We start from the raw sequence: 19,672 nt of genomic DNA, 5'->3' as shown, positions 1-19,672 counted from the left end.
AGATTGGATCCAAAGGCTAGGTTCATTCACTCTGTTGGCCCTAGAAAGGATCCCTATGCAGCAAACGGTTCAGCCTCCCCTCAAGTTTTTGCCACCGCGATTAACCCCGTGGGTGGTAAGTTTTGTGCAAACCTGTTTACCCTTTTGGCTGTGGTTCTCCAAAGGGATCCCACGGGTTGAGGTGGAAGGGGGTGAGAGATTGGTTCGGCTGTATGAGCAATTTGAGGCGGGCAAAGTTCGCCTGTTGGTGGCGTTTCGTCATCCCACACTTGACGATCCCCCCTGTTTGATGTACTTGTTTTCTCATCTCTTGCCGCAGGTGGCCCAGCAACAGGGGATCCGTTTTCGGCGCCGTCCGCATGTTTTGTTTGTCTACGACCGGGGTTTGCCTCTATGGTTGGGATCCCTGGCCGCCTGGGGATTACCCCGTTTGGGAGGGATCCCGATTTTGCGGGGCCGATTGGATCGCGCTGGCCTGAAAAGTTCTCGGGAGCAGTTTGTCTCGGGGCAGTATCCCTTAGCGGTAGCGCCCGAAGGGGCCGTAAATGGACTGAGTGGTTTTCTCAACCCCCTAGAACCGGGAGTGGCCCAGATGGGTTTCTGGGCCGTAGAGGATCTGCGTAAAGCGGAGCGTCCAGAACAGGTTCTGATCCTGCCCGTGGGCCTTCGCTACTATTACCTAAGGGATCCCCGTGCTGCTCTGGATAAACTGCTGAGCCGCATGGAAGCAGACTGTAAGCTCCCGCCGGTCAAATCGGCCCATACCAGCCAAGAGTTCCTACTGGCTCGCATCCTGCGCTTGGGAGAACACCTGATCCAGGTGATGCAACGCTTCTATGAGCGTTTTTACGTCCCTGCCCTCCCCAATACCGATCTAGCTAATGTAGGCAAAGCTCCAGCAGAAGATCTCGAGCTGTTGGCGCGTCTACAGAGCTTATCGGACCTAGCCCTGCGCGTGGCAGAACAGCATTTTGGCCTGCAACCTCAAGGGGATTTAATTGAGCGGCGACACCGCATTGAACAGGCGGGATGGGCTTGGATCTATCGGGAAGATATTCCTGATATTTCCTCCCTCTCAGCCTTGGAGCTGGGTTTGGCCAACCGAGTTGCTTCTGAGGCTAGTTTTCACCTCTGGCACATGCGCCTTGTGGAAACCCTGATGGTGTTTGCGGTGCGCCCAGTACCGGAACAACCCAGCCTACAAGGATTGGCAGAAACGGCTCTGCGCCTTTGGAATCTGCTGGCCTGGATTAAGGGAAAAAACCCCGCCGAATTGGCTCCTCCCAACTTAGGACCGCGGTTGGCTCGCTTTAGCATTGGGGATCCCCTCTCGGTTTCAGAGCGCTGGCCCCTTTACCAAGCCAACCGCCGCCAAGCCGTGCAAACCCTGACCCAAGATCTGCAAGCGGAAATGGAGCGACTCTTGAAAGGGAAACCCTACCCGCAAGAGGTCGTAACCGGTTAATCTCCAGTAGAGGTGGCGGAAATCTCCTCTCAGGAAGTGTGCAACAATACAACAATAACGGAGCCGGGAGCTGCCGGGAGTTTGTTCGAACTGATCTCGAGCTTTGCCCGCTGGCAGTTCAAGGCTTGCAGTTCAGCCGAGAGAATCTTCGCCCATGTATGTTCCCCTCTGGCCTGGCGAGGTATACCCACTCGGAGCCCGTTGGGATGGCCGAGGTACTAACTTTGCCCTCTATTCCGAAAATGCCACTGCAGTGGAGTTGTGCCTGTTCGATGGGGAAGGCCATGAAACCCGCCTACCACTAACCGAACGGGATATTTTTGTCTGGCATGGCTACATCCCCGGCATCGCCCCTGGACAACGGTATGGCTTCCGTGTGCATGGACCCTATGATCCTCAAAATGGCCAGCGCTTCAATCCCAACAAGTTGCTCATTGACCCTTATGCCAAAGCTATTGATGGGTTGATCGGCTTTGGTCCAGAGATTTTTGGCTATGATTGGCAGGCGCCGGAAGGGGATCTAAGCTTTTCGGAGCGCGACAGCGCCCCTCTGGTGCCCAAAGCGGTGGTGATCGATGGCTCCTTTGACTGGCAAGGGGATGAGCCTTTGCGGATCCCGGCCCACGAGACGATCATCTACGAGCTGCATGTTAAGGGCTTTACCCAACTGCACCCAGAGATTCCCCCTAACCTGCGCGGCACCTACGCCGGACTGGCCCATCCTGCTGCCATTTCCCACCTACAACGGTTGGGTATTACGGCTGTAGAACTGTTGCCGGTTCATCACTTTCTCTCGCACCCCGGTCACTTGGTAGAAAAAGGGCTGGTGAATTACTGGGGCTACGACTCGGTCAATTACTTTGCGCCCTTCAGCGGCTACAGCGCCAGTGGTTCCTGTGGCCAACAGGTGCGGGAGTTCAAAGAGATGGTGAAAGCGCTGCACAAAGCGGGCATTGAGGTGATCCTAGATGTGGTTTACAACCATACCGGCGAGGGCAATCACCTGGGGCCAACCCTGTCGTTTCGGGGCATTGATAACGCCGTCTACTATCGCCTGGTGGACGGGGATCCCCGCTACTACATGGATTTCACTGGTTGTGGCAACTCCTTGAATGTGCGGCATCCGCAGGTCTTGAAGCTGATCATGGATAGCCTGCGCTACTGGGTGACGGAGATGCATGTGGATGGCTTCCGCTTTGATCTGGCCTCGGCGCTGGCGCGGGAACTGTTTGCGGTGGATAGCCTGGCTGCTTTTTTCGATATTGTGCATCAGGATCCCACCCTTTCCGATGTGAAGCTGATCGCCGAACCCTGGGATGTGGGGGAAGGGGGCTACCAAGTGGGCAATTTTCCGCTGCGCTGGTCGGAATGGAACGGTAAATATCGGGATACCGTGCGGGATTTTTGGCGGGGGGAAGATCAAACCTTGGCAGAATTTGCCTATCGCTTTACTGGTAGCTCCGATTTGTATCAAACCAACGGACGCACTCCCAACGCCAGCATCAACTTCATCACCGCCCATGATGGTTTTACCCTGCGGGATTTGGTCAGCTACAACGACAAGCACAACGAAGCCAACGGCGAGGACAACCGCGACGGCGAAAGCCACAATCGCTCCTGGAATTGTGGAGTAGAAGGGCCAACGACGGATCCCGAGGTGTTGACTCTGCGCAAACGGCAGCAACGTAATTTTTTGGTAACGCTCTTCCTCTCCCAAGGGGTACCGATGCTGCTGGCGGGGGATGAAATGGGCCGCTCCCAACAGGGCAACAACAACGCCTACTGCCAGGACAACGAGATTTCCTGGATCAACTGGGATTTGCCGGATGAGAACAGCTCCCTCCTCGATTTCACTCGACAACTGATCTTCTTTCGGCGGCAACATCCGGTGTTTCGGCGGCGCAAGTGGTTCCAGGGGCGCTCGATTCGGGGGGTAGCAGATATCACCTGGTTTAACCCGGATGGCGGCGAAATGACGGAAGAACAGTGGCAGGTGGGTTTTGCTAAGGCGATTGGCATTTTCCTAAACGGAGAAGGGATTGTCACCCCTGGCCCGCGGGGAGAACGGATTTTGGATGACAGTTTTCTGCTTCTGTTTAATGCCCATTACGAGCCGCTGGAGTTTGTGCTGCCAATCGGGTTGCAAGATCGCCAATGGGTGCTGGTGATCGATACCTGCAAAGCTCGCTTTGTAGAGGTGGGATCCCATTACGAGGGGGATAAACCAATTCAGGTACAGGATCGGTCGATATTGGTGTTGCGCCGCTTGTAGGGATCCCGATGAGAACACAAAGGATCTCCACATCCAGTAGCAAAAATGTAACGTTTCCTAAGGCACTTTGAGGAAGCAAGACAAACCCTTGCAATCTCTGACGGAAAGTGGAAGCAAAACGGAAACTTCTTCCTTTTGGGGTAGAAGTGTGACAGAAGGAATGGTAATAAGGCTAGTTGGCCCTCGCCTATGTCTGACGATCTGCTCCGTGCGATCCGTAGCCGCGACCTCGAGGCCGCCACCTCAGCCGTGCAGGATTTACGTTCCCGACGTCTGAGTGAGGCAGTCATTGCCTCGATGGTGATGGTGGCTGTGGAACGATTGGCCTGGGATGAAGGAGATCGAGCCGCCGCCAGTTGGTTGCTGCGGCGCTGTTCCAAACGGCGCTAAAGGGATCCGCTCTAGGTCAGAAGGTATTCTGTTCCCCCCCTGTTAGACTCAATGGAGTCGGAGCCGTCATTTTGAGCAGGGGATTGTTGCTATGCCTGCCGCCTATACCCAAAAAAACAATTCTCCAGTTATTCCTTGGCGCAAGCCATGAAACAGCTGGGTCTGACTGATCTGCTCCCGTGGCCGCTAAAAGCGGAGCGCGCCCCCCTCAGTGATTTTTTTCAAGAGCGCCTAACCCGACTGGAAAGGTCATTTGATCTCCAGAGCTATGAAGAATCTAAAAAGCTATTGATCGATGCGATTTGTGAAGAAGCTATTCTCACCACTCAACACCTCAAGATTTGGAAAGGTGTGCCTCTAGAAGGGGAACAGGCAACTGGATTTGTCGATTATCTGATCGCAGAACGCAAACGGTATTTGGAAAACCCATGCCTTTGCATTATCGAAGCTAAAAAGGATGATTTTGAACAGGGTTTAGCTCAGTGTTTGGTGGCAATGCAAGCCTGTCAATGGCAAAACCAGCAGACGGGATGGGACATTGACATTTTCGGAATTGTAACCAATGGCACCACCTGGCAATTTTACAAACTTGTATCGTTGGGTAGTGTTTATGAATCCTCGCCCTATGCCACTGGCGATATGGGGCAACTGTTAGGGTTGCTACAACAGATCTTCAGAGTTTGTGAGGCCAATCTTCTCAGTCGGAAAAGCCTCCCCAAAGGAGCGACTACTTCAGGGATCCCTACGGATTGCGGTTGACCGCAACGGATTAGGGTCTTAAGAATCCTAGTGTCAGGCCCAAGACAATAAACAAGCCAAAGCCAATCCGGTAAAAGATGAACAGCCAGGTGCTGCTGCGCTGCAAAAACTGAAGCAACCAATCGATCGAGAGATAAGAAAAGACAAACGCAGAGACAGTGCCCACCGCTTGCGACAGCAAAGCCTCCACCTCAAAATCCGAGATAAATTCCAGCCCTCCCGCCAAAAACAAAGCTGGGATCCCCAACAAGAAAGAATAACGAGCGGCCACAGAACGCTGCAAATTGAGGAACAACCCGGCAGTAATGGTGGCTCCCGACCGAGAAACTCCTGGAATCAGAGCCAACGTTTGGGCCAACCCCACCCAGATCCCATCCCAAATGCCGAGGCTATGAACATCCCGCTCTCGTTTACCCGTCTGTTCTGCCCACCCCAACAGCAGGGCCAGACCAATGGCGGCTGCGGCAATCACCCACAACTGACGTGGCGGGGATCCCCAGATCACCTTGATCGCTAACCCCACCACCACAATCGGCAATGTTCCCACCAGGATCCCGACCAAGAGCCGCCATGCTTCCTGATGAAAGTCTCGCTTTTGCCAGGCGTTCCAAGAGGCTAGGAGGAGTTGTCGCAAGTCGGAGGCAAAGTAGATCAACACCGCCAGCAAACTGCCCAACTGGATCACCGCAGTAAAGGAGGCGCCTGCATCCGGCCATCCCACCAAGGCCGGAAAGACCCGCAGATGGGCGGTACTGCTAATCGGAATAAACTCGGTCAGCCCCTGCACCATACCCAAAATGAGGGCCTGCCACCAGTTGGGATACCAAATGTCAGCCAACAGCAAAGACCAAGCCCTCTCTTCTCCCTCAACCCCTGAGCCAACCTTCCTCTAGAACCCGATCCGCTCCGGATCATCGATGGTGATCAACCAGTTGCCGACATTACGGAAGAGGGGGTTTGGTTCTGTGCCGCGCACCCGCGCCTCCACCCGATAGATCCCGGCAGCACTAGGGTTGCGGACATTGGAAAGAACCAATCGCATCTCTTGTCCAGCCGCAATCGGTTGACGAGCTACCACCTCCAAAGAGCGAAATTCTTCGTTCCAGTACACCTCATCGAGCTCCACCGGGTTGCCCTCCACCTCCAATCGCACATTTTCGGGATCGATACGGGCATCAAAATTTCTATCCCCATTGATCTGCACTTCTGCCACCGCCAGATCCTGAGGGGGAATCGTCAGACGGTAGCGCTCTAACCGTCCGCGAATACCGCGAAAATCGAGCCGATAGCTGAGGACAGGTACCCCTTCGCTGCCGGTGATCACCAAGCCTGACTGTGCCTCTACAGAGCGGGGTATCACCAGGGATCCCAGCCCCCCCAGCAGTAATCCTGCCAACAGCAGCTTCATCCCCGTAGGAACTCCATGCGAACGCTCTCCTGCTCCCAACACCGAAACCTCCGTTCGCCAAAACACTTCAGCACCTTCAAACAAAATCCACAGACACGACCCCTGGTTGACACCACGGGCGACAACATCGTAGTCCATTGTAAAGGATGGGATCCGACCGACCGAGTGGGCTTCTGGCTTCCAGGGGTGCGGAGGTGCGCAGTTTTACGCCCTTTAAGATAAGGAGAGCCGTACATTCCAGCAGCAGCCGTTGTTTGATTAGCGCGTAGGGTTGGATTTCTAGGACTTTCACTTCAGGCTGTAGTACAGAACCACCCGCCGCTTCCAAGCCTCCACAAAATCTGGCAGGTGAGGTGGGGTGAAGCAATCCTTGCCTTCATCAAACCCTTATCGATCCACCAGGCGCAAATCAAAAGTCAGGATGTTGGCGGCCAGAATTTCTAAAGCTCCCCCCTCAATAATGTCGCGGGTGGTGGTGGCTCCGGTGCCCATCTGAATTAACTCGCGGCTGCGGCGTACCGTTTCTTGTCGTTGCGGATCATCCACAATCACCTGCCGTTGGTTGGACAGACTGAGGCGATAGAAGTTGGGCAAATCCCCACGGGTAGCATCGATAGCCAGGTTGGCTTCTTCAGAAGCGACTCGGAAAGGGGCACGGGCGGTGAGTAGCGCCACTTGAATATCTTGTTCTTGCCCATCTAAGCCCTCCAATTCGGAGATGTCGATTTGGAAGTTCAGGGTATCTCGGTCGCGGCTGAGGCGATCCACCCGTACTTCGTTAAAGCCGACCGCAAATTCCCGTTCTGGCTCGCCAAAACGCTGGATAGTGGACTGCAAAACCGACTCGTCGTTGAGGGGAGTGACCCGAATCAAATAATCCCAGTCCCGCACAAAGGCATAGTCATTGGGCCCCAAGCTGACGTTGGGATCCACTAGGTTGGCGGTGGGGCCAGGGCTACCGGCACGGCTCAGGGCCACCATGTACCAGTAATTGGGGTTGATGGGCAATCCCAAGGTCATGCGCACTTCCAGCACAGGGCGGGCCCAAGCGGCAGCAGCACTGAGGGCAGCGATGGCGATGCCCCCGACACAGCTCCACAGCCAGCGTTGCGGGTGAAACTCCATTTGGGGTAGGCAGGAGCGGGTCATGACAGGTTTCCTCATCCAATTGTTATCCAATTGTTCTAGCCAGGGGTAGCTCTAGCCTATTCTGTAGGATTTGCCGAAGAGGATCTTGACTGGACTCAAGATTGCAGACAATGGTTCAGATTCCACGGTTCCCAATAACCTAATAAGCAGAGGGCAGGCAAAGTCCCAGCTCTAAGACAGTCTAGCGAGGAATTTCCCGGGACACAGAGGGCTGGGAGAGGTAAACCGTCTAGAAATTTTGCTAAGCATACAGCGTAGTTCTGTATTGCGAAGAATTTCAAGCGTTTTTGTGCAGGTGCGAGGCAGCTCAGGTTCACTACCCTAAGTTATCGAGAAGTCCAGTGGCGGGATCCCTGGAGTGGGAGCAACATCATGAAGACCAGATCGTGGACAGCTCTGCCGGTGCTATGTCTCTCCTTGCTGTTGACGGCCTGTCGAGCTGGGGGGCCGCCGGAAGGGATGGAAAGCATGGGTGGAGGAGATGGGCCACCCCCTACGCCTGTGGAAATCGGTGTGGTTGAGGAGCGGATGCTAGAGGATGCCTCAGAGTTTATTGCCAGTCTTGGGGCTCAGCAGGTGGCTAGCATTAACCCCCAGGTGAGTGGTCAGATTACCCAAGTCTTTGTCCAGCTCGGATCCGAAGTGGCTGCTGGATCCCCCATGTTTCAGATCGACTCTAGCCAGCAGCAGGCAGTGGTCGCCAGCCAATCGGCAGCCATTGCCTCTGCCCAAGCTGCCGTCGAAAGTAGTCGGGCCACTCTCAGCCAATTACAAGCGGATCGGCTGCGTTTGCAGGCGGAGGTCGATTTTGCCCGTGAACAGCACGAGCGCAACACGGGTTTGTTGGCAGAAGGGGTGATCACCCAACTGCAGGTGGATCAATCCAGTCGTGATCTGCGGCAAGCGGAAGCGGCTTTGGCGGCCCAGGAAGAGCAAATTCGGGCGCAAGAGGCGGCAATTCTACGGGCGGAGCGAGAGGTGCAAAGGGCTCAGGCGGATGCCGCTCAGCAGCAGGTGCAGTTGCGCTTTTTCCAGGTCAATGCCCCTTTTTCTGGGGTTGTAGGGGAGGTGCTGGTCAAGCAGGGGGACTATGTGACTCCCCAAACGATTTTGACCACGCTAAGCCAGAGCCAGTCTTTGGAGATCAATTTGAATATCCCGCTGGAACGGGCCCCCCAGTTGCGCATCGGTACCCCAGTACAAATTTTGGATAGCCGCAATCAGGTAATCGGCAGCAGCCAAATTTCCTTCATTTCTCCGCAGGCGGAAGCAGGTACCCAATCGGTTCTGGCCAAGGCTTTGTTGGATAACCCTAGTGGGCAGTTGCGCTCGGCACAGTTTGTGCGAGCCCGCATCATTTGGGAGGAGCGACCGGGGTTGGTGGTTCCGGTGACAGCGGTGGCGCGGGTGGCGGGGCAAAACTTTGTTTACACCGTCGAAACGACCCCGCCAGTAGCAGAGGGAATGCCCCCAGGGGCAGTTGCTGTCCAGAGGCCAGTTCGACTGGGATCCATTCAGGGCGATAGCTACGAGGTGCTGGAGGGGCTGGAGGCGAATGAGCCGATTGTGCTGACTGGTCTGCAAAAAATCCGCGATGGCGCACCGATTATGGATGAGGTGATCTTCCAGCAAATGATGATGCAACAAGGGGGACCCCCTGAGGGATCCCCGTCCCAACCCTAAATTCTCCTGGGGATCCCAAGGTGCGGATCCTCGAGTACAAGCTAACCCCCTATTGGAGCGGATCCCTGGCCTATGTTCGTTGATTTTTTCATTCGCCGTCCTGTTTTTGCCACTGTCTGCTCCATCATTATTGTGCTGGTGGGGGCCGTGTCCATTCCCCTTTTGCCGGTGGATTACTACCCCCAGGTGGCCCCCCCGGCGGTGACGGTGACGGCGGTTTACCCGGGAGCCAACGCCGAGACGGTAGAAACAGCCGTTACCAATCTGTTGGAGCAAGAGATCAACGGCGTGGAGGGTTTGCGCTACATCTCCTCGGTGAGCAGCAGCAACGGCACCAGCCAAATCACGGTCACCTTTAACCCGGAACGGGATCTGGACTCCGCCGCTATCGATGTCCAAAACCGCGTCTCCCAGGTGCAAGGGCAGTTGCCGGCAGAGGTGAACCAAAACGGCATTACGGTGCAAAAGTCGGGAGACAGTGCCTTCATTCAGGTGGTGTCGCTCCGTTCGCAGGCAGGAGAATATGACGAGCTGTTTGTCAGCAACTATGCCGAGTTGTACGTGCGAGATGCTCTCCGCCGCATTCGGGGCGTGAGCGATGTGATTGTGTTTGGGGATCGCAAGTATGCCATGCGCATTTGGTTGGATCCCTTGCGGCTGGCCAGCTACGGGTTGACGGCCCAGGATGTGGTGAACGCGGTACGCCAACAGAACATTCAGGTGCCCGCCGGACAAATAGGCAGCCAACCCAGTGCCCCCGATCAGCAGTTTCAGATCAATGTGCAGGCGGTGGGGCGACTGGCGGAACCGGATGAATTTGCCCAAGTCATTCTCAGGGCCAACCCGGATGGCAGCTTGGTCCGCATTGCCGATGTCGGGCGGGTGGAGCTGGGGGCCCAAAGTTACGATACTTTCTTCCGCATTGGTGGTCAGGAGGCGGTCGGGATCGCCATTACCAAACAGGCAGATGCCAACGCCCTAGAAGTAGCGGAGCGGGTGAAGCAGACCCTAGAGGATTTGGCCCAAAGTTTCCCGCCGGGATTGATTTACGAAATCCCCTTCGATGCCACTCTGTTCATCAACGAGTCGGTACGGGAGGTGATTCGCACCCTATTGCAGGCGATTGGCTTGGTGGTGCTGGTGCTGTTCATCTTTTTGCAAGATTGGCGCATCACCCTGATCCCAACGATCACGATCCCGGTGGCGCTGCTGGGCACCTTTATTTTCGTGCGCCTGTTTGGTTTCTCCATCAATACGCTGACAATGTTCGGCCTGACGTTGGCGACGGGCTTGGTGGTGGATGACACGATCGTGGTGGTGGAGAATATCTCCCGCTACATCCGCGACCGAGGGATGCGGCCTCTGCAAGGGGCTTCGGCGGGGATGAGCGAGGTGTTTGGGGCGGTGCTGGCGACGACGCTGGTGTTGTTGGGGTTGTTTCTGCCGATTGCTTTTTTCCCTGGTACCAGTGGCCGCATTTATCAGCAGTTTGCAGTCACCATTGCCGTGTCGGTCTCTTTATCCACGTTTAATGCCATTACCCTGGCCCCGGCCCTATCCGCTCTTCTGATTCGCCCGCAGTCTGGGCAAATGTTTTGGCTGTTGCGCGGGTTTGATCGCTTGGTAGAAGGGATCCGCGCTGCCTACAGTGGGCTCTTGGGCTGGGTGGTGAAGTTGCGGCTGTTGGTAGTGGCGTTGTTCATCGGGTGCTTGGGTTTGACCTACTGGCTGTTCCAGATCGTGCCCACAGGCTTTGTGCCGGATGAGGATCAGGGCTATTTCATCACCTTCATTCAAGGACCACCGGGGGTTTCCCTGAACTACACCGATGGGGTGATCCAGCAGGCGACGGGGATTATGCAAGGGATCCCGGAAATCCGCGATACGGCGATTGTTGGGGGCTTTAGCTTTACGGGTCCTTCCGCAAGCAATGGCTTGATTTTTGCCGCCCTTAAACCCTGGGAAGAGCGACGGCGACCGGATCAGTCAGCTCAAGCAATTGTGGGACAACTGTTTGGGCCTTTCTTGGGAGGGATCAGTAAATCGCTGGTCATCCCGATTTTGCCCCCGGCCATTCCAGATTTGGGGGTCTCGGGTGGGTTTAGCTTTCAGCTGCAGGATCGCGGGGTCAACGATTTTAATTTGCTCGAGCAAACGGCGAACACCCTGTTCTTTGTCGGCAACTCCCCACCCCAACCGGGACAACCCCCGCTCGGTTTGCAAATTAACCCACCCACCTTCAGCGCCAACTCACCCCAGCTCCAGGTACGGGTGGATCGCAACATGGCACAACTGCTAGGGATCCCGATGGCGGATATCTTTGGCACCTTGCAAACTCTGCTGGGGGGCACCTACGTGAATAACTTCGACCTGTTCAACCGCAACTACCGCGTCTATGTGCAGGCGGATCAGCCCTTCCGGGCCAACCCGGATAGCATCAACCAATTTTATGTACGCGGTGGCGAGGGCCAGATGTTGCCCTTGAGCACCTTGGTGCAGGTCGAGGAAACCACCGGCCCTGACATCATTAACCACTTCAACCTCTTTCGTTCCACCGAGATTCAGGGTAATCCGCTGCCAGGGTTCAGTTCCGGTCAAGCGATCCAATCCATGGAAAGGTTGGCTGCCCAACTGTTGCCGCAGGGGTTTGGGTTCGAGTGGTCGGGCATTTCCCTTGAAGAGATTGAGTCGGGCGGACAAGCACCGATTATCTTTGGTCTGGGTCTGGTGTTTGTGTTTCTGGTGTTGGCGGCTCAGTTTGAGAGCTATGTGGATCCCTTTATTATTTTGCTGGCGGTGCCGCTGGCGGTCTTGGGAGCGCTCTCGGCGCAGTTGCTGCGCGGACTATCCAACGATATCTTCTGTCAGGTGGGGCTGGTGATGTTGATCGGGCTGGCTAGTAAAAACTCGATTTTGATTGTGGAGTTTGCCAATCAGCTGCTGGAACAAGGGATCCCGATTTTCAAAGCGGCGGTACAGGCGGCAGAAACTCGCTTTCGAGCCATTTTGATGACTGCCTTGAGCACCATCCTGGGGATTTTTCCTCTGGCGGTGGCTGTGGGAGCAGGGGCCGGCAGCCGACAGTCGTTGGGAACGGCGGTAATGGGGGGGATGTTCGTTTCTACCCTGCTCAGTTTGTTTGTGGTGCCGGTGCTCTACATTCTGATTAAGAGGATCCAGACGCGGATTTTTGGAGCCCGTGTGGATTTGTCCCATTTGGCTGCGCCCGAAGATCCGAAAGGGTTGTTGCCGGAAGAAACCCCTTAGGCCCTGAGTTCTGCAAAGTCTTAATCAGCCAAGATTTGTGGAGTCCTTACCGGATCTCTACTTAGCCAGGATGGCACCCTATAAGCACTCCATATACAAGCACCCTATAATCTTAGGGGCAATTGCAGTCAGGATCCCATAGCAAATGCCCAGGTAAAAACTATCCCAATTCCGGAGCAGAGCGGTATGAAAGCACTGTTGCTCTATCCTCAGTTCCCTCAGTCTTTCTGGTCTTACAATCGCACGATTGAGATGGTGGGACTCAAATCTGTGATTCCCCCCCTTGGGTTGATCACGGTTGCCGCCCTACTGCCTCAAGACTGGGACATTCGCTTTGTGGATCGCAATGTAGCTTTTGAAACAGAAGCCGATTGGCAGTGGTGTGATTTGGTCATTCTGTCCGCCATGCTGGTGCAAAAACAAGATTTTCATGCTCTGATTCGTAAGGGAGTGGCTCTTGGCAAAAAAGTAGCGGTAGGAGGCCCCTATCCGACTTCGGTACCCCAGGATGCCCTTGATTCGGGAGCCCACTACTTGGTTTTGGACGAAGGGGAGATCACGATACCGGCTTTTGTTGAGGCCCTAAACGCCGGGCAAGAGTCAGGGATCTTTCGGGCCTCTGAAAAGCCAGATGTAACCCAAAGCCCAATCCCCCGCTTTGATCTACTGCGCATGGATCAGTATTTTATGATGTCGGTGCAGTTTTCGCGGGGATGTCCGTTTAATTGTGAGTTTTGTGACATTATTTCCCTTTATGGGCGCAAGCCTCGCACGAAAGAGCCCAGTCAGATGTTGGCGGAGTTGCAATGTCTCTATGACTTGGGCTGGCGGGGATCCGTTTTTGTGGTGGATGACAACTTTATTGGCAATCAAAGGAATGTGAAGCGATTTCTAAAAGCGCTGATCCCTTGGATGAAGGAACGCCATTACCCATTTACCTTCATGACCGAGGCTTCGGTCAATTTGGCCGAAGATGAGGAATTGTTAAGCCTGATGGTGGAGGCAGGATTTTATTCTGTCTTTTTGGGCATTGAAACCCCGGATCAAGACAGCTTACAGGTCACCCAAAAGCTTCAAAATACTCGTCATCCGTTGGTAGAAGCCTGCCGCAAGATCAACAATGCTGGGCTGCTGATCTATGCTGGCTTTATTCTTGGCTTTGATGGGGAGCGTTCAGGAGCTGGAGAACGAATCCAAGCTTTTGTGGAACAAACCAGCATTCCCCAGCCGATGTTGGGCATTTTGCAAGCCTTGCCGAACACGCAGCTTTGGAACCGTTTGAAAAGGGAGCAGCGCCTAGTGGAGGGGATCGGTGTTACGGAGGTGGGAGATCAGAACACCCTGATGAATTTTATTCCTACCCGGTCTTTGGCGGAGATCGCCCGCGAGTATGTGGAAGGGTTTTGGCGGCTCTATGAACCCAGCCGATATCTATCCCGCTGCTTACAACAATGCTTGAATCTTGGTATCAAGAATAGACAGCGACAAACCATGAAGCTGCCCTTGCGCAAAGGACTACAGCTAATCGCTCAACTGATCTGGCGACAAGGGATTCTGCGTCCTGAAATTCGCGGCCAGTTTTGGTGGCAGCTGTGGATTATTCTGCAACAAAAACCGTATGTCTTGAACATGTATTTGGGCCTCTGTGCTGCCGGAGAACACTTTTGGGAATATCGAGAATTGGCCCGTGCTCGGCTCACACAACAGCTAGGCTATGATCCTTTGCTGGCTGCCCCTTCTGGAAGCTGACTTTTGTTAAGATAAACGTAAAGATAGAGGTTCCCCTAGGGATCCACCACCTCAAAGGCCCACAACCCCCGCTCCGCCGGGATCCGTTCTAACCGACCGTTGGGAAAGCGCTGTTGCAGGTCGGATCCCTGTTGATCCCAAACCCATTGGTTCATAAACAGGGTAAAGGGTGGCTCCAGCACTTGAGTCGGTAGCTCCTCTGGGGGAAACACGGTTGCCGATTGCTCTCGCCCGGCAAAAAATTGGATCCAGCTTTGCCAAAAGTAGGGTTCACCCCAACTGAAATAGGGGAAAGAAGCACTGGCTGCCAGGTAAAAATGATGGTCGGGATCCGTTTTGCGCGCCTCCACATAGCGCCCGGTCGCGGCAACATCGTTGCCCTCTCTCCAGCCTTTCTGGACAAAATCGCCGAAAATGGCCAAGTTCCAAGCCCCGATCAGCAGCACCAAGCCCAGCCCCAGGACAGCCGGTAGCCAGCCTTGCGTCAGGGATCCGGAGCGCTCCAAAACATCTCCTAGCGCCCGCAAAAGGACCTGGATCCCTTCTAAAGTGAGATAGGTCACGAAAGGCAAAATCACCAACAGGCGGGTGTAGTTGGGCGCTTTGGTGATGACAAAACTAAACAGCAAATAGAGAAAGACAAAGCTGCCGATGCAGAGCCAGTCGTGGGGCTGGCTGCGCCGTTTGAAAATGCGATACAGGCCCGATCCTAAGCCTAACCAGATGAGAACCCCCGTTAAGGGATCCACAAAAGCATGTCCGTAATTGGGATAGATATAGCCGCGATCGTGCTGGCTAGGATCGTTAAACATACTCAGGCCATTGAGGATATTGCGCCACACCGCTTCCCCTGGGGTTGCCGCGTTGACCCACATCTGTTGCAGCGCCCGCCCCTCTGGGAAAATCAGAAATTGTTGGCGAGAATATTCGGCGCTGACAGGAGGAGAAGTGGCTGTAGCCACCAAAATCGGGGCTGCCATGAGAAAAAAGCCCAAGGCTGCCGGTACCGTCAACTTGGCTAAGGCCCAAAACGGATGCGCCTGCGGATCCCCTGCTTTCAAGTCTTCTCGGCCCAAGAGCAAATACATGCCCCCAAACAACAACCCCAGCAGGATCACCACTCGCCCCGGCAAATAGCCGTACAAAGAAAAGCCCGCTGCCACCCCCCCCAAATACAGCAAGAGAGGATTTTTCTCCCGCACCCCCTTCAAAATCAACCCAAGCGCGGCACACTCCACCAGTACGATCAGGTTCTCCCGCATGGCCATGCGACTGATACCCAGCAAAGCATGGTTGGATCCCAGGAGTGCCGCCCCGGCCAGAGCCAAACGGGATCCCCAAAAAGCCCGGAAGAACCCATAGGCGACGAGGATGGTGACCACCCCAAAGCTGGCATGAACCATGCGCACATGGGTGAGGGTCACTCCCCCCATCAGCCGGGTCAGCCCACCGAACAAGCTGAACATGAAACGGGGAAAGTAAAAATACTCCGGCATTAAGCCAAATACATCAGGAAAGCGCACCCCCGAGGCATTGCGGGACATGGAGGTAATCACGATCTCATCAGTGTTCACCTGGAAGGGAATGTTGGCAGAGTCGTAGAGGTAAATCGGGATAAAGACCAACGCCAACAGGCCCAGATGCAGCAACTCCCGTCGCCATCGCACCTGAGCGGCATCCCAGATGGGTTGGGCGGCAGGAAACTGAGCCAAGTAGAAGCCCACCAGCAGCAACGCCAGCAGCCAAAGACCGATTTGCAGGACGTGATAGCCAAATACTCCGTACCAAAGGGTGAGTGCAAGCCCCATCCCCAACCCCGCTCCCAATACGCTGGGGCGGCGGGAGGAGATCACAGTATCCAAAACAGTCATAACCGGAGCAGGATCCCAGTAGGCATTTTTGCATCCTACCAGGGGTTTACGGCCCCTTTACCAGTGACCTTGCCTTGGCTTGTTCACAGGGCAAGAGCTTAGAATCTCCCCAGAATACAAGCCTTGCGCTAGGAAACCCTTGCAAGAGTTGTAAATATGTAAATTATGTCAGCGCAGGATCAGTAGCCCCGCAGCGGTTCCGGTTCGGTTTCGAGCTCAAACTCCGGCTCAGAAAAATTAGAGGGATCGTAGAGGAAGCGATTGACATCATCTTCAAGGCGGTAAATTTCAAAAGGTTCCAACAATCCTGTACCGCGCAGTGCCAAAAGATAACCATCCACCAATAGGCGCAGTTCGTCCGTGCGTTGATAGCCGCGCCGCCACGTGTCCACCAGAGCGTCGGTAACTGCTTGGTAATGCCGGATTAACTTTGGGTCTTGCAACATGGGTGTTCCCTCGCCCCACCTGTCTTTATCCTAACGTTTGATTTCGCCTTATGAGCGACGGTTGCAGACGGGATCCGAAATTTCAAAGCCCCTCCGAGCACATCTCAGCCAGGGGCAGGAGCAACCGCGAGCCGGTATCGCCACCGCTGTGGAGGGTGAGGGTGAGAATGCGAGCCTCGATCCACCGTTCCTCCCGCACCGGGGATCCCGTGCCCGTATTCACCGGGTAGGCAGGGAAACAAGCGGCGCTAAGGCTGAGGCGCAAGGCATGACCCCGAGAGATGCGAATGCAGGTGGGTTGGCAGTCAAGGGTAATGGGGGTGTCCGGTTGGGCATTTTGCACCCGCCGGTAACCCTGAGTGAGGGTATAGACCTGACCGTTGGGTTTCACTTCCGAGATCACGGCACACAGATCAAAGCTGGGGCTATCCGCTTCGGCATAGAGTTCTAGGCTCAGTTCCCCTGCCAGTATCCAGTCGCTTTCTAACGGTGGAGTGGTATAGGTGAGGACATCGGTACGGCAATCAAGGGCAGAGCGCTCTTGCGGGCCGGGGGGATAGGCCAAGTGACCCCCCAGAGCAGGCACGGGTCGCCAGGGATCGTGAACAAAGGTATCAGATTGCTTCTCTGCAGGACGTTCAGGTTTGAGGGATCCTTCCGCTTCCGACAGGGCGGCTAGGCCAGAGCTATGCAAATAAAAGGATTGGGGCTGCGGGGTAGGCCAAGTTTCCAAACCGCGCCATTGGTTGGATCCCATTTCAAATAGCTGAACGGGCGGCTCCTCAAGAATGCCGGTATCTTTGCCCTTAAGAAACTGGTCAAACCAACGCACCTGCAGCCGATCGATTGGGTTGACTGCCGCTGGGCCAAAGTCTAACGCCCCAACCTTGCGCCCCCAGGGAATATGGGGCCACGGACCAATGATCAAATGTTGAGGGTTTTGGCTACGGGCAAGCATCTCCTTGTACAGCCGCAAATTTCCCGTCAGGTAGCTATCGAACCAGCCGCCAATGTGCAACATGGGCAAATCCACCGCATCCAAGTGAGGGGAGAGCTTCTGCCAGTATTCATCCGGCTCGGAATGCTCTAGCCAATCGAAGTAGTAGGACTGGGGTGCGTACTGCTGCAATACCCCAGGTTTGACTGGGATCGGGTCGTAAAGGGGTAGGTTGCGGGAGGCTTTGAACAACGCCTGGTAAGCGTTGGCATCTCCTCTCAGACGTGCCCCTTCGGTTTCCAATTGCAAAGCCCAGCTCAAGTTGCCCTGAAACTGGAATGCCCCTCCTTGATAGGCGGCATCCGCGTAGAGGTCGTAGGGCATCATGGCTGGACAAAGGGTCTTCAGAGCCACCGGGCGGGTGGAGGCGGCATACAGTTGGGTCATGCCCTGGTAGGAAAAGCCATACATGCCCACAGAGCCATTGCTACCTGGCAGGGTGGCCGCCCAATTGACGCTATCAAAGCCATCTTCTGCTTCGTGGCGAAAGGGATAAAAGGATCCCTTGGAGGTTCCTCGCCCGCGCACATCCTGAATGACGACAATGTAGCCCTGGGCTGCATACCAACTGGGGTGGGCATAGACCACCGTTGAGGCAATGGAGCGCCCATAAGGTTGCCGCATCAACAGAACGGGATAGGAACCGTCGACCGCCGGACGATAAACATCGGCATCCAATTGGATCCCGTCGCGGGTGAACATGGAGGCGGTTTCTCGGGGGCGAACAGGCAGCATCAGTTTAGCGGCTTAGGAAAAGAGCAAGGGGTAATTAAGGGATCAGGGATCCCTGTACCTACCCGATGATCTTAGGACAGTTGCGACTTAAGCCACTGAAAGGGCAGTTCTCCAGCAGCCTGAAAGCACCTGTAGATCATCCTCATCCAGCTCCGCAGGGGTACCTGCCCGGATCAGCTCGGCAAAGTCTTCATTGGGCACCATGATACACAGCGCATAAAGACGACCAGGGCCGGTGTTGTGGATTTCATGGACTCCCGTAGGCGGAACCAAAAGGCTATCTCCAGCTTTGATGGGGGCGGCTTTCCCATCACAAATGGCAACGCCCTCGCCCTTGAGGATGAAAAACATTTCGACGGCCAGTTGATGGCGATTGGGAGGGGTTTTACCCCCTTCATCAAAAATCTCAACACAAAAGGTCAACGAGATTTGTGAATGGGAGGGATCAAAAACAATAGCGAGCCGATTAGAGTCGTTGGGGCTAATGCGAAAGGCTTGATAATCGGCAGGGGTTTTGATCACTGGGATCACACATTGAGAGAAAGACTGGGAGAGAGTTTGCATGGAGATCCTCCGCTCAAGGGATGACTGGGTGCAAAGTCAGCAAGTTAGCGGGGAAGAGCCGCCAGCAAATCTGATGAAGAAGCTACAAATCCAAAGCACTGCTTGACGTTGTAAAGAGTAGCCAGCAAACAGTATTCCGGGGAGGTGGTGGCAGCACAATCTTCGAGCAAAATGCAATCGTAGCCGAGGAAATTAGCATCTTGTAACGTGGCCATGACACATTGGTCGATATTGACACCACCAAAAAAGAGTGTGGTTCGCCCGAGATTCTTCAGAATGCTATCTAAAGGAGTATCCCAAAAGCCACTCATGCGGAACTTATCGACCCAAATATCTTCGGGTTTGATCTCTAGCTCATCTACAACCGCGGCTGCCCAACTGTCTTTGGTGAGCACCCGCGCTCCATTTTTGGGCAAGGGATCCGCTAACCCTATGCCTTCTCCCGTCGGGTTATAGACGTGCCTGAGGCCGGCGCTGATATTGAGCAGGTCGGGTCGGTTGCCCCAGTTGACCCAGAGGATCGGAACTTGGGCTTGCCGCAACTCAGGGAGCAAGGTTTTCAAAGGGCCAATCGGAGCACGGGCCGGAGTGACATCGACACCGATACTGGCCAACCACCCATCCGGATGACAAAAGTCATTTTGCATATCGATAACAATCATCGCCGCCTTTGCCAGATCCAGCCGTAGGGTTTTGGTGGCGGTGGGCAGCAAGATGGGCCGGGGATCCAAAGGCGGACGGGTAATATCGGCCATTTCCGCATCAACAGCCCAAGCATTGGGAGGGATCCCTAGCGTTTTCAAGGGGCGATTTGGGGTGCTCATCACTGGAGTCTCCACTTGCGTAGCGCACCGTAGGCATGGGTTGAGAGGTGGGGAGTTGGAAGGACTGCCACCAACCACGCTTGACCTTAGTAC

15 protein-coding genes are annotated in these 19,672 nt (G+C 54.9%); 7 read left to right on the top strand and 8 right to left on the bottom strand.

Going from position 1 to position 19,672, the window contains the following annotated elements:
* Window positions 1-55 precede the first annotated feature (55 nt).
* From JX360_RS02245 to JX360_RS02230, 4 genes are all read left to right on the top strand, one after another.
* Window positions 56-1,465: a 1-acyl-sn-glycerol-3-phosphate acyltransferase gene (locus tag JX360_RS02245; RefSeq protein WP_244348882.1), complete on the top strand. Its 1,410-nt coding sequence runs from the start codon at window positions 56-58 to the stop codon at window positions 1,463-1,465.
* 154 nt (window positions 1,466-1,619) lie between these two features.
* Window positions 1,620-3,737, top strand: coding sequence for a glycogen debranching protein GlgX (gene glgX / locus JX360_RS02240; RefSeq protein ID WP_244348880.1), 2,118 nt, complete (start codon window positions 1,620-1,622; stop codon window positions 3,735-3,737).
* Window positions 3,738-3,926: 189 nt separating this feature from the next.
* Window positions 3,927-4,127, top strand: a complete 201-nt coding sequence (locus JX360_RS02235; RefSeq protein WP_244348878.1) for a hypothetical protein — start codon at window positions 3,927-3,929, stop codon at window positions 4,125-4,127.
* Between the two features lie 147 nt (window positions 4,128-4,274).
* Window positions 4,275-4,886 (top strand): hypothetical protein, encoded by a 612-nt coding sequence (locus JX360_RS02230; protein WP_244348876.1) that lies wholly within the window; start codon window positions 4,275-4,277, stop codon window positions 4,884-4,886.
* A gap of 10 nt (window positions 4,887-4,896) precedes the next feature.
* On the opposite strand, the gene JX360_RS02225 is transcribed toward JX360_RS02230, so the two are convergent.
* From JX360_RS02225 to JX360_RS02215, 3 genes are all read right to left on the bottom strand, one after another.
* Window positions 4,897-5,724: an undecaprenyl-diphosphate phosphatase gene (locus JX360_RS02225; RefSeq protein WP_279611176.1), complete on the bottom strand. Its 828-nt coding sequence runs from the start codon at window positions 5,722-5,724 to the stop codon at window positions 4,897-4,899.
* Window positions 5,725-5,775: 51 nt separating this feature from the next.
* Complete coding sequence (locus JX360_RS02220) at window positions 5,776-6,432, bottom strand: DUF2808 domain-containing protein (RefSeq protein WP_244348872.1); 657 nt, start codon at window positions 6,430-6,432, stop codon at window positions 5,776-5,778.
* A 249-nt stretch (window positions 6,433-6,681) separates the two neighbouring features.
* Window positions 6,682-7,458: a hypothetical protein gene (locus JX360_RS02215; protein ID WP_244348870.1), complete on the bottom strand. Its 777-nt coding sequence runs from the start codon at window positions 7,456-7,458 to the stop codon at window positions 6,682-6,684.
* A gap of 357 nt (window positions 7,459-7,815) precedes the next feature.
* On the opposite strand from JX360_RS02215, the gene JX360_RS02210 reads away from it, so the two are divergent.
* From JX360_RS02210 to JX360_RS02200, 3 genes are all read left to right on the top strand, one after another.
* The gene (locus JX360_RS02210) at window positions 7,816-9,126 is read left to right on the top strand and encodes an efflux RND transporter periplasmic adaptor subunit (RefSeq protein ID WP_244348868.1); all 1,311 of its coding nucleotides are present in this window, start codon (window positions 7,816-7,818) and stop codon (window positions 9,124-9,126) included.
* 72 nt (window positions 9,127-9,198) lie between these two features.
* Complete coding sequence (locus JX360_RS02205; RefSeq protein ID WP_244348865.1) at window positions 9,199-12,393, top strand: efflux RND transporter permease subunit; 3,195 nt, start codon at window positions 9,199-9,201, stop codon at window positions 12,391-12,393.
* Between the two features lie 186 nt (window positions 12,394-12,579).
* Window positions 12,580-14,142, top strand: a complete 1,563-nt coding sequence (locus JX360_RS02200) for a B12-binding domain-containing radical SAM protein (protein ID WP_244348863.1) — start codon at window positions 12,580-12,582, stop codon at window positions 14,140-14,142.
* Window positions 14,143-14,177: 35 nt separating this feature from the next.
* Here the strand turns inward: JX360_RS02200 and JX360_RS02195 are convergent, their stop codons facing one another.
* The 5 genes from JX360_RS02195 to JX360_RS02175 all read right to left on the bottom strand — a co-directional run bounded on the left by JX360_RS02195 (window position 14,178) and on the right by JX360_RS02175 (window position 19,579).
* Window positions 14,178-16,013 (bottom strand): glycosyltransferase family 39 protein, encoded by a 1,836-nt coding sequence (locus JX360_RS02195; protein ID WP_244348855.1) that lies wholly within the window; start codon window positions 16,011-16,013, stop codon window positions 14,178-14,180.
* Between the two features lie 179 nt (window positions 16,014-16,192).
* On the bottom strand, window positions 16,193-16,459 hold the full coding sequence (locus tag JX360_RS02190; protein WP_244348853.1) for a DUF6761 family protein: 267 nt from the start codon (window positions 16,457-16,459) through the stop codon (window positions 16,193-16,195).
* 82 nt (window positions 16,460-16,541) lie between these two features.
* The gene (locus JX360_RS02185) at window positions 16,542-18,191 is read right to left on the bottom strand and encodes a CocE/NonD family hydrolase (protein ID WP_244348851.1); all 1,650 of its coding nucleotides are present in this window, start codon (window positions 18,189-18,191) and stop codon (window positions 16,542-16,544) included.
* Window positions 18,192-18,278: 87 nt separating this feature from the next.
* Window positions 18,279-18,755 carry a cupin domain-containing protein gene (locus JX360_RS02180; protein ID WP_244348850.1) on the bottom strand — a complete coding sequence of 159 codons (477 nt, stop codon included), beginning with the start codon at window positions 18,753-18,755 and terminating at the stop codon, window positions 18,279-18,281.
* Window positions 18,756-18,799: 44 nt separating this feature from the next.
* Window positions 18,800-19,579, bottom strand: a complete 780-nt coding sequence (locus tag JX360_RS02175; RefSeq protein ID WP_244348849.1) for a cysteine hydrolase family protein — start codon at window positions 19,577-19,579, stop codon at window positions 18,800-18,802.
* Window positions 19,580-19,672: the final 93 nt, after the last annotated feature.

This window comes from Thermostichus vulcanus str. 'Rupite' (assembly GCF_022848905.1).
GTDB classification, from domain to species: Bacteria; Cyanobacteriota; Cyanobacteriia; order Thermostichales; family Thermostichaceae; genus Thermostichus; species Thermostichus vulcanus_A.
The sequence above is the reverse complement of the archived record's forward strand: the minus strand, read 5'-3'. Positions and strand labels throughout refer to the sequence as shown.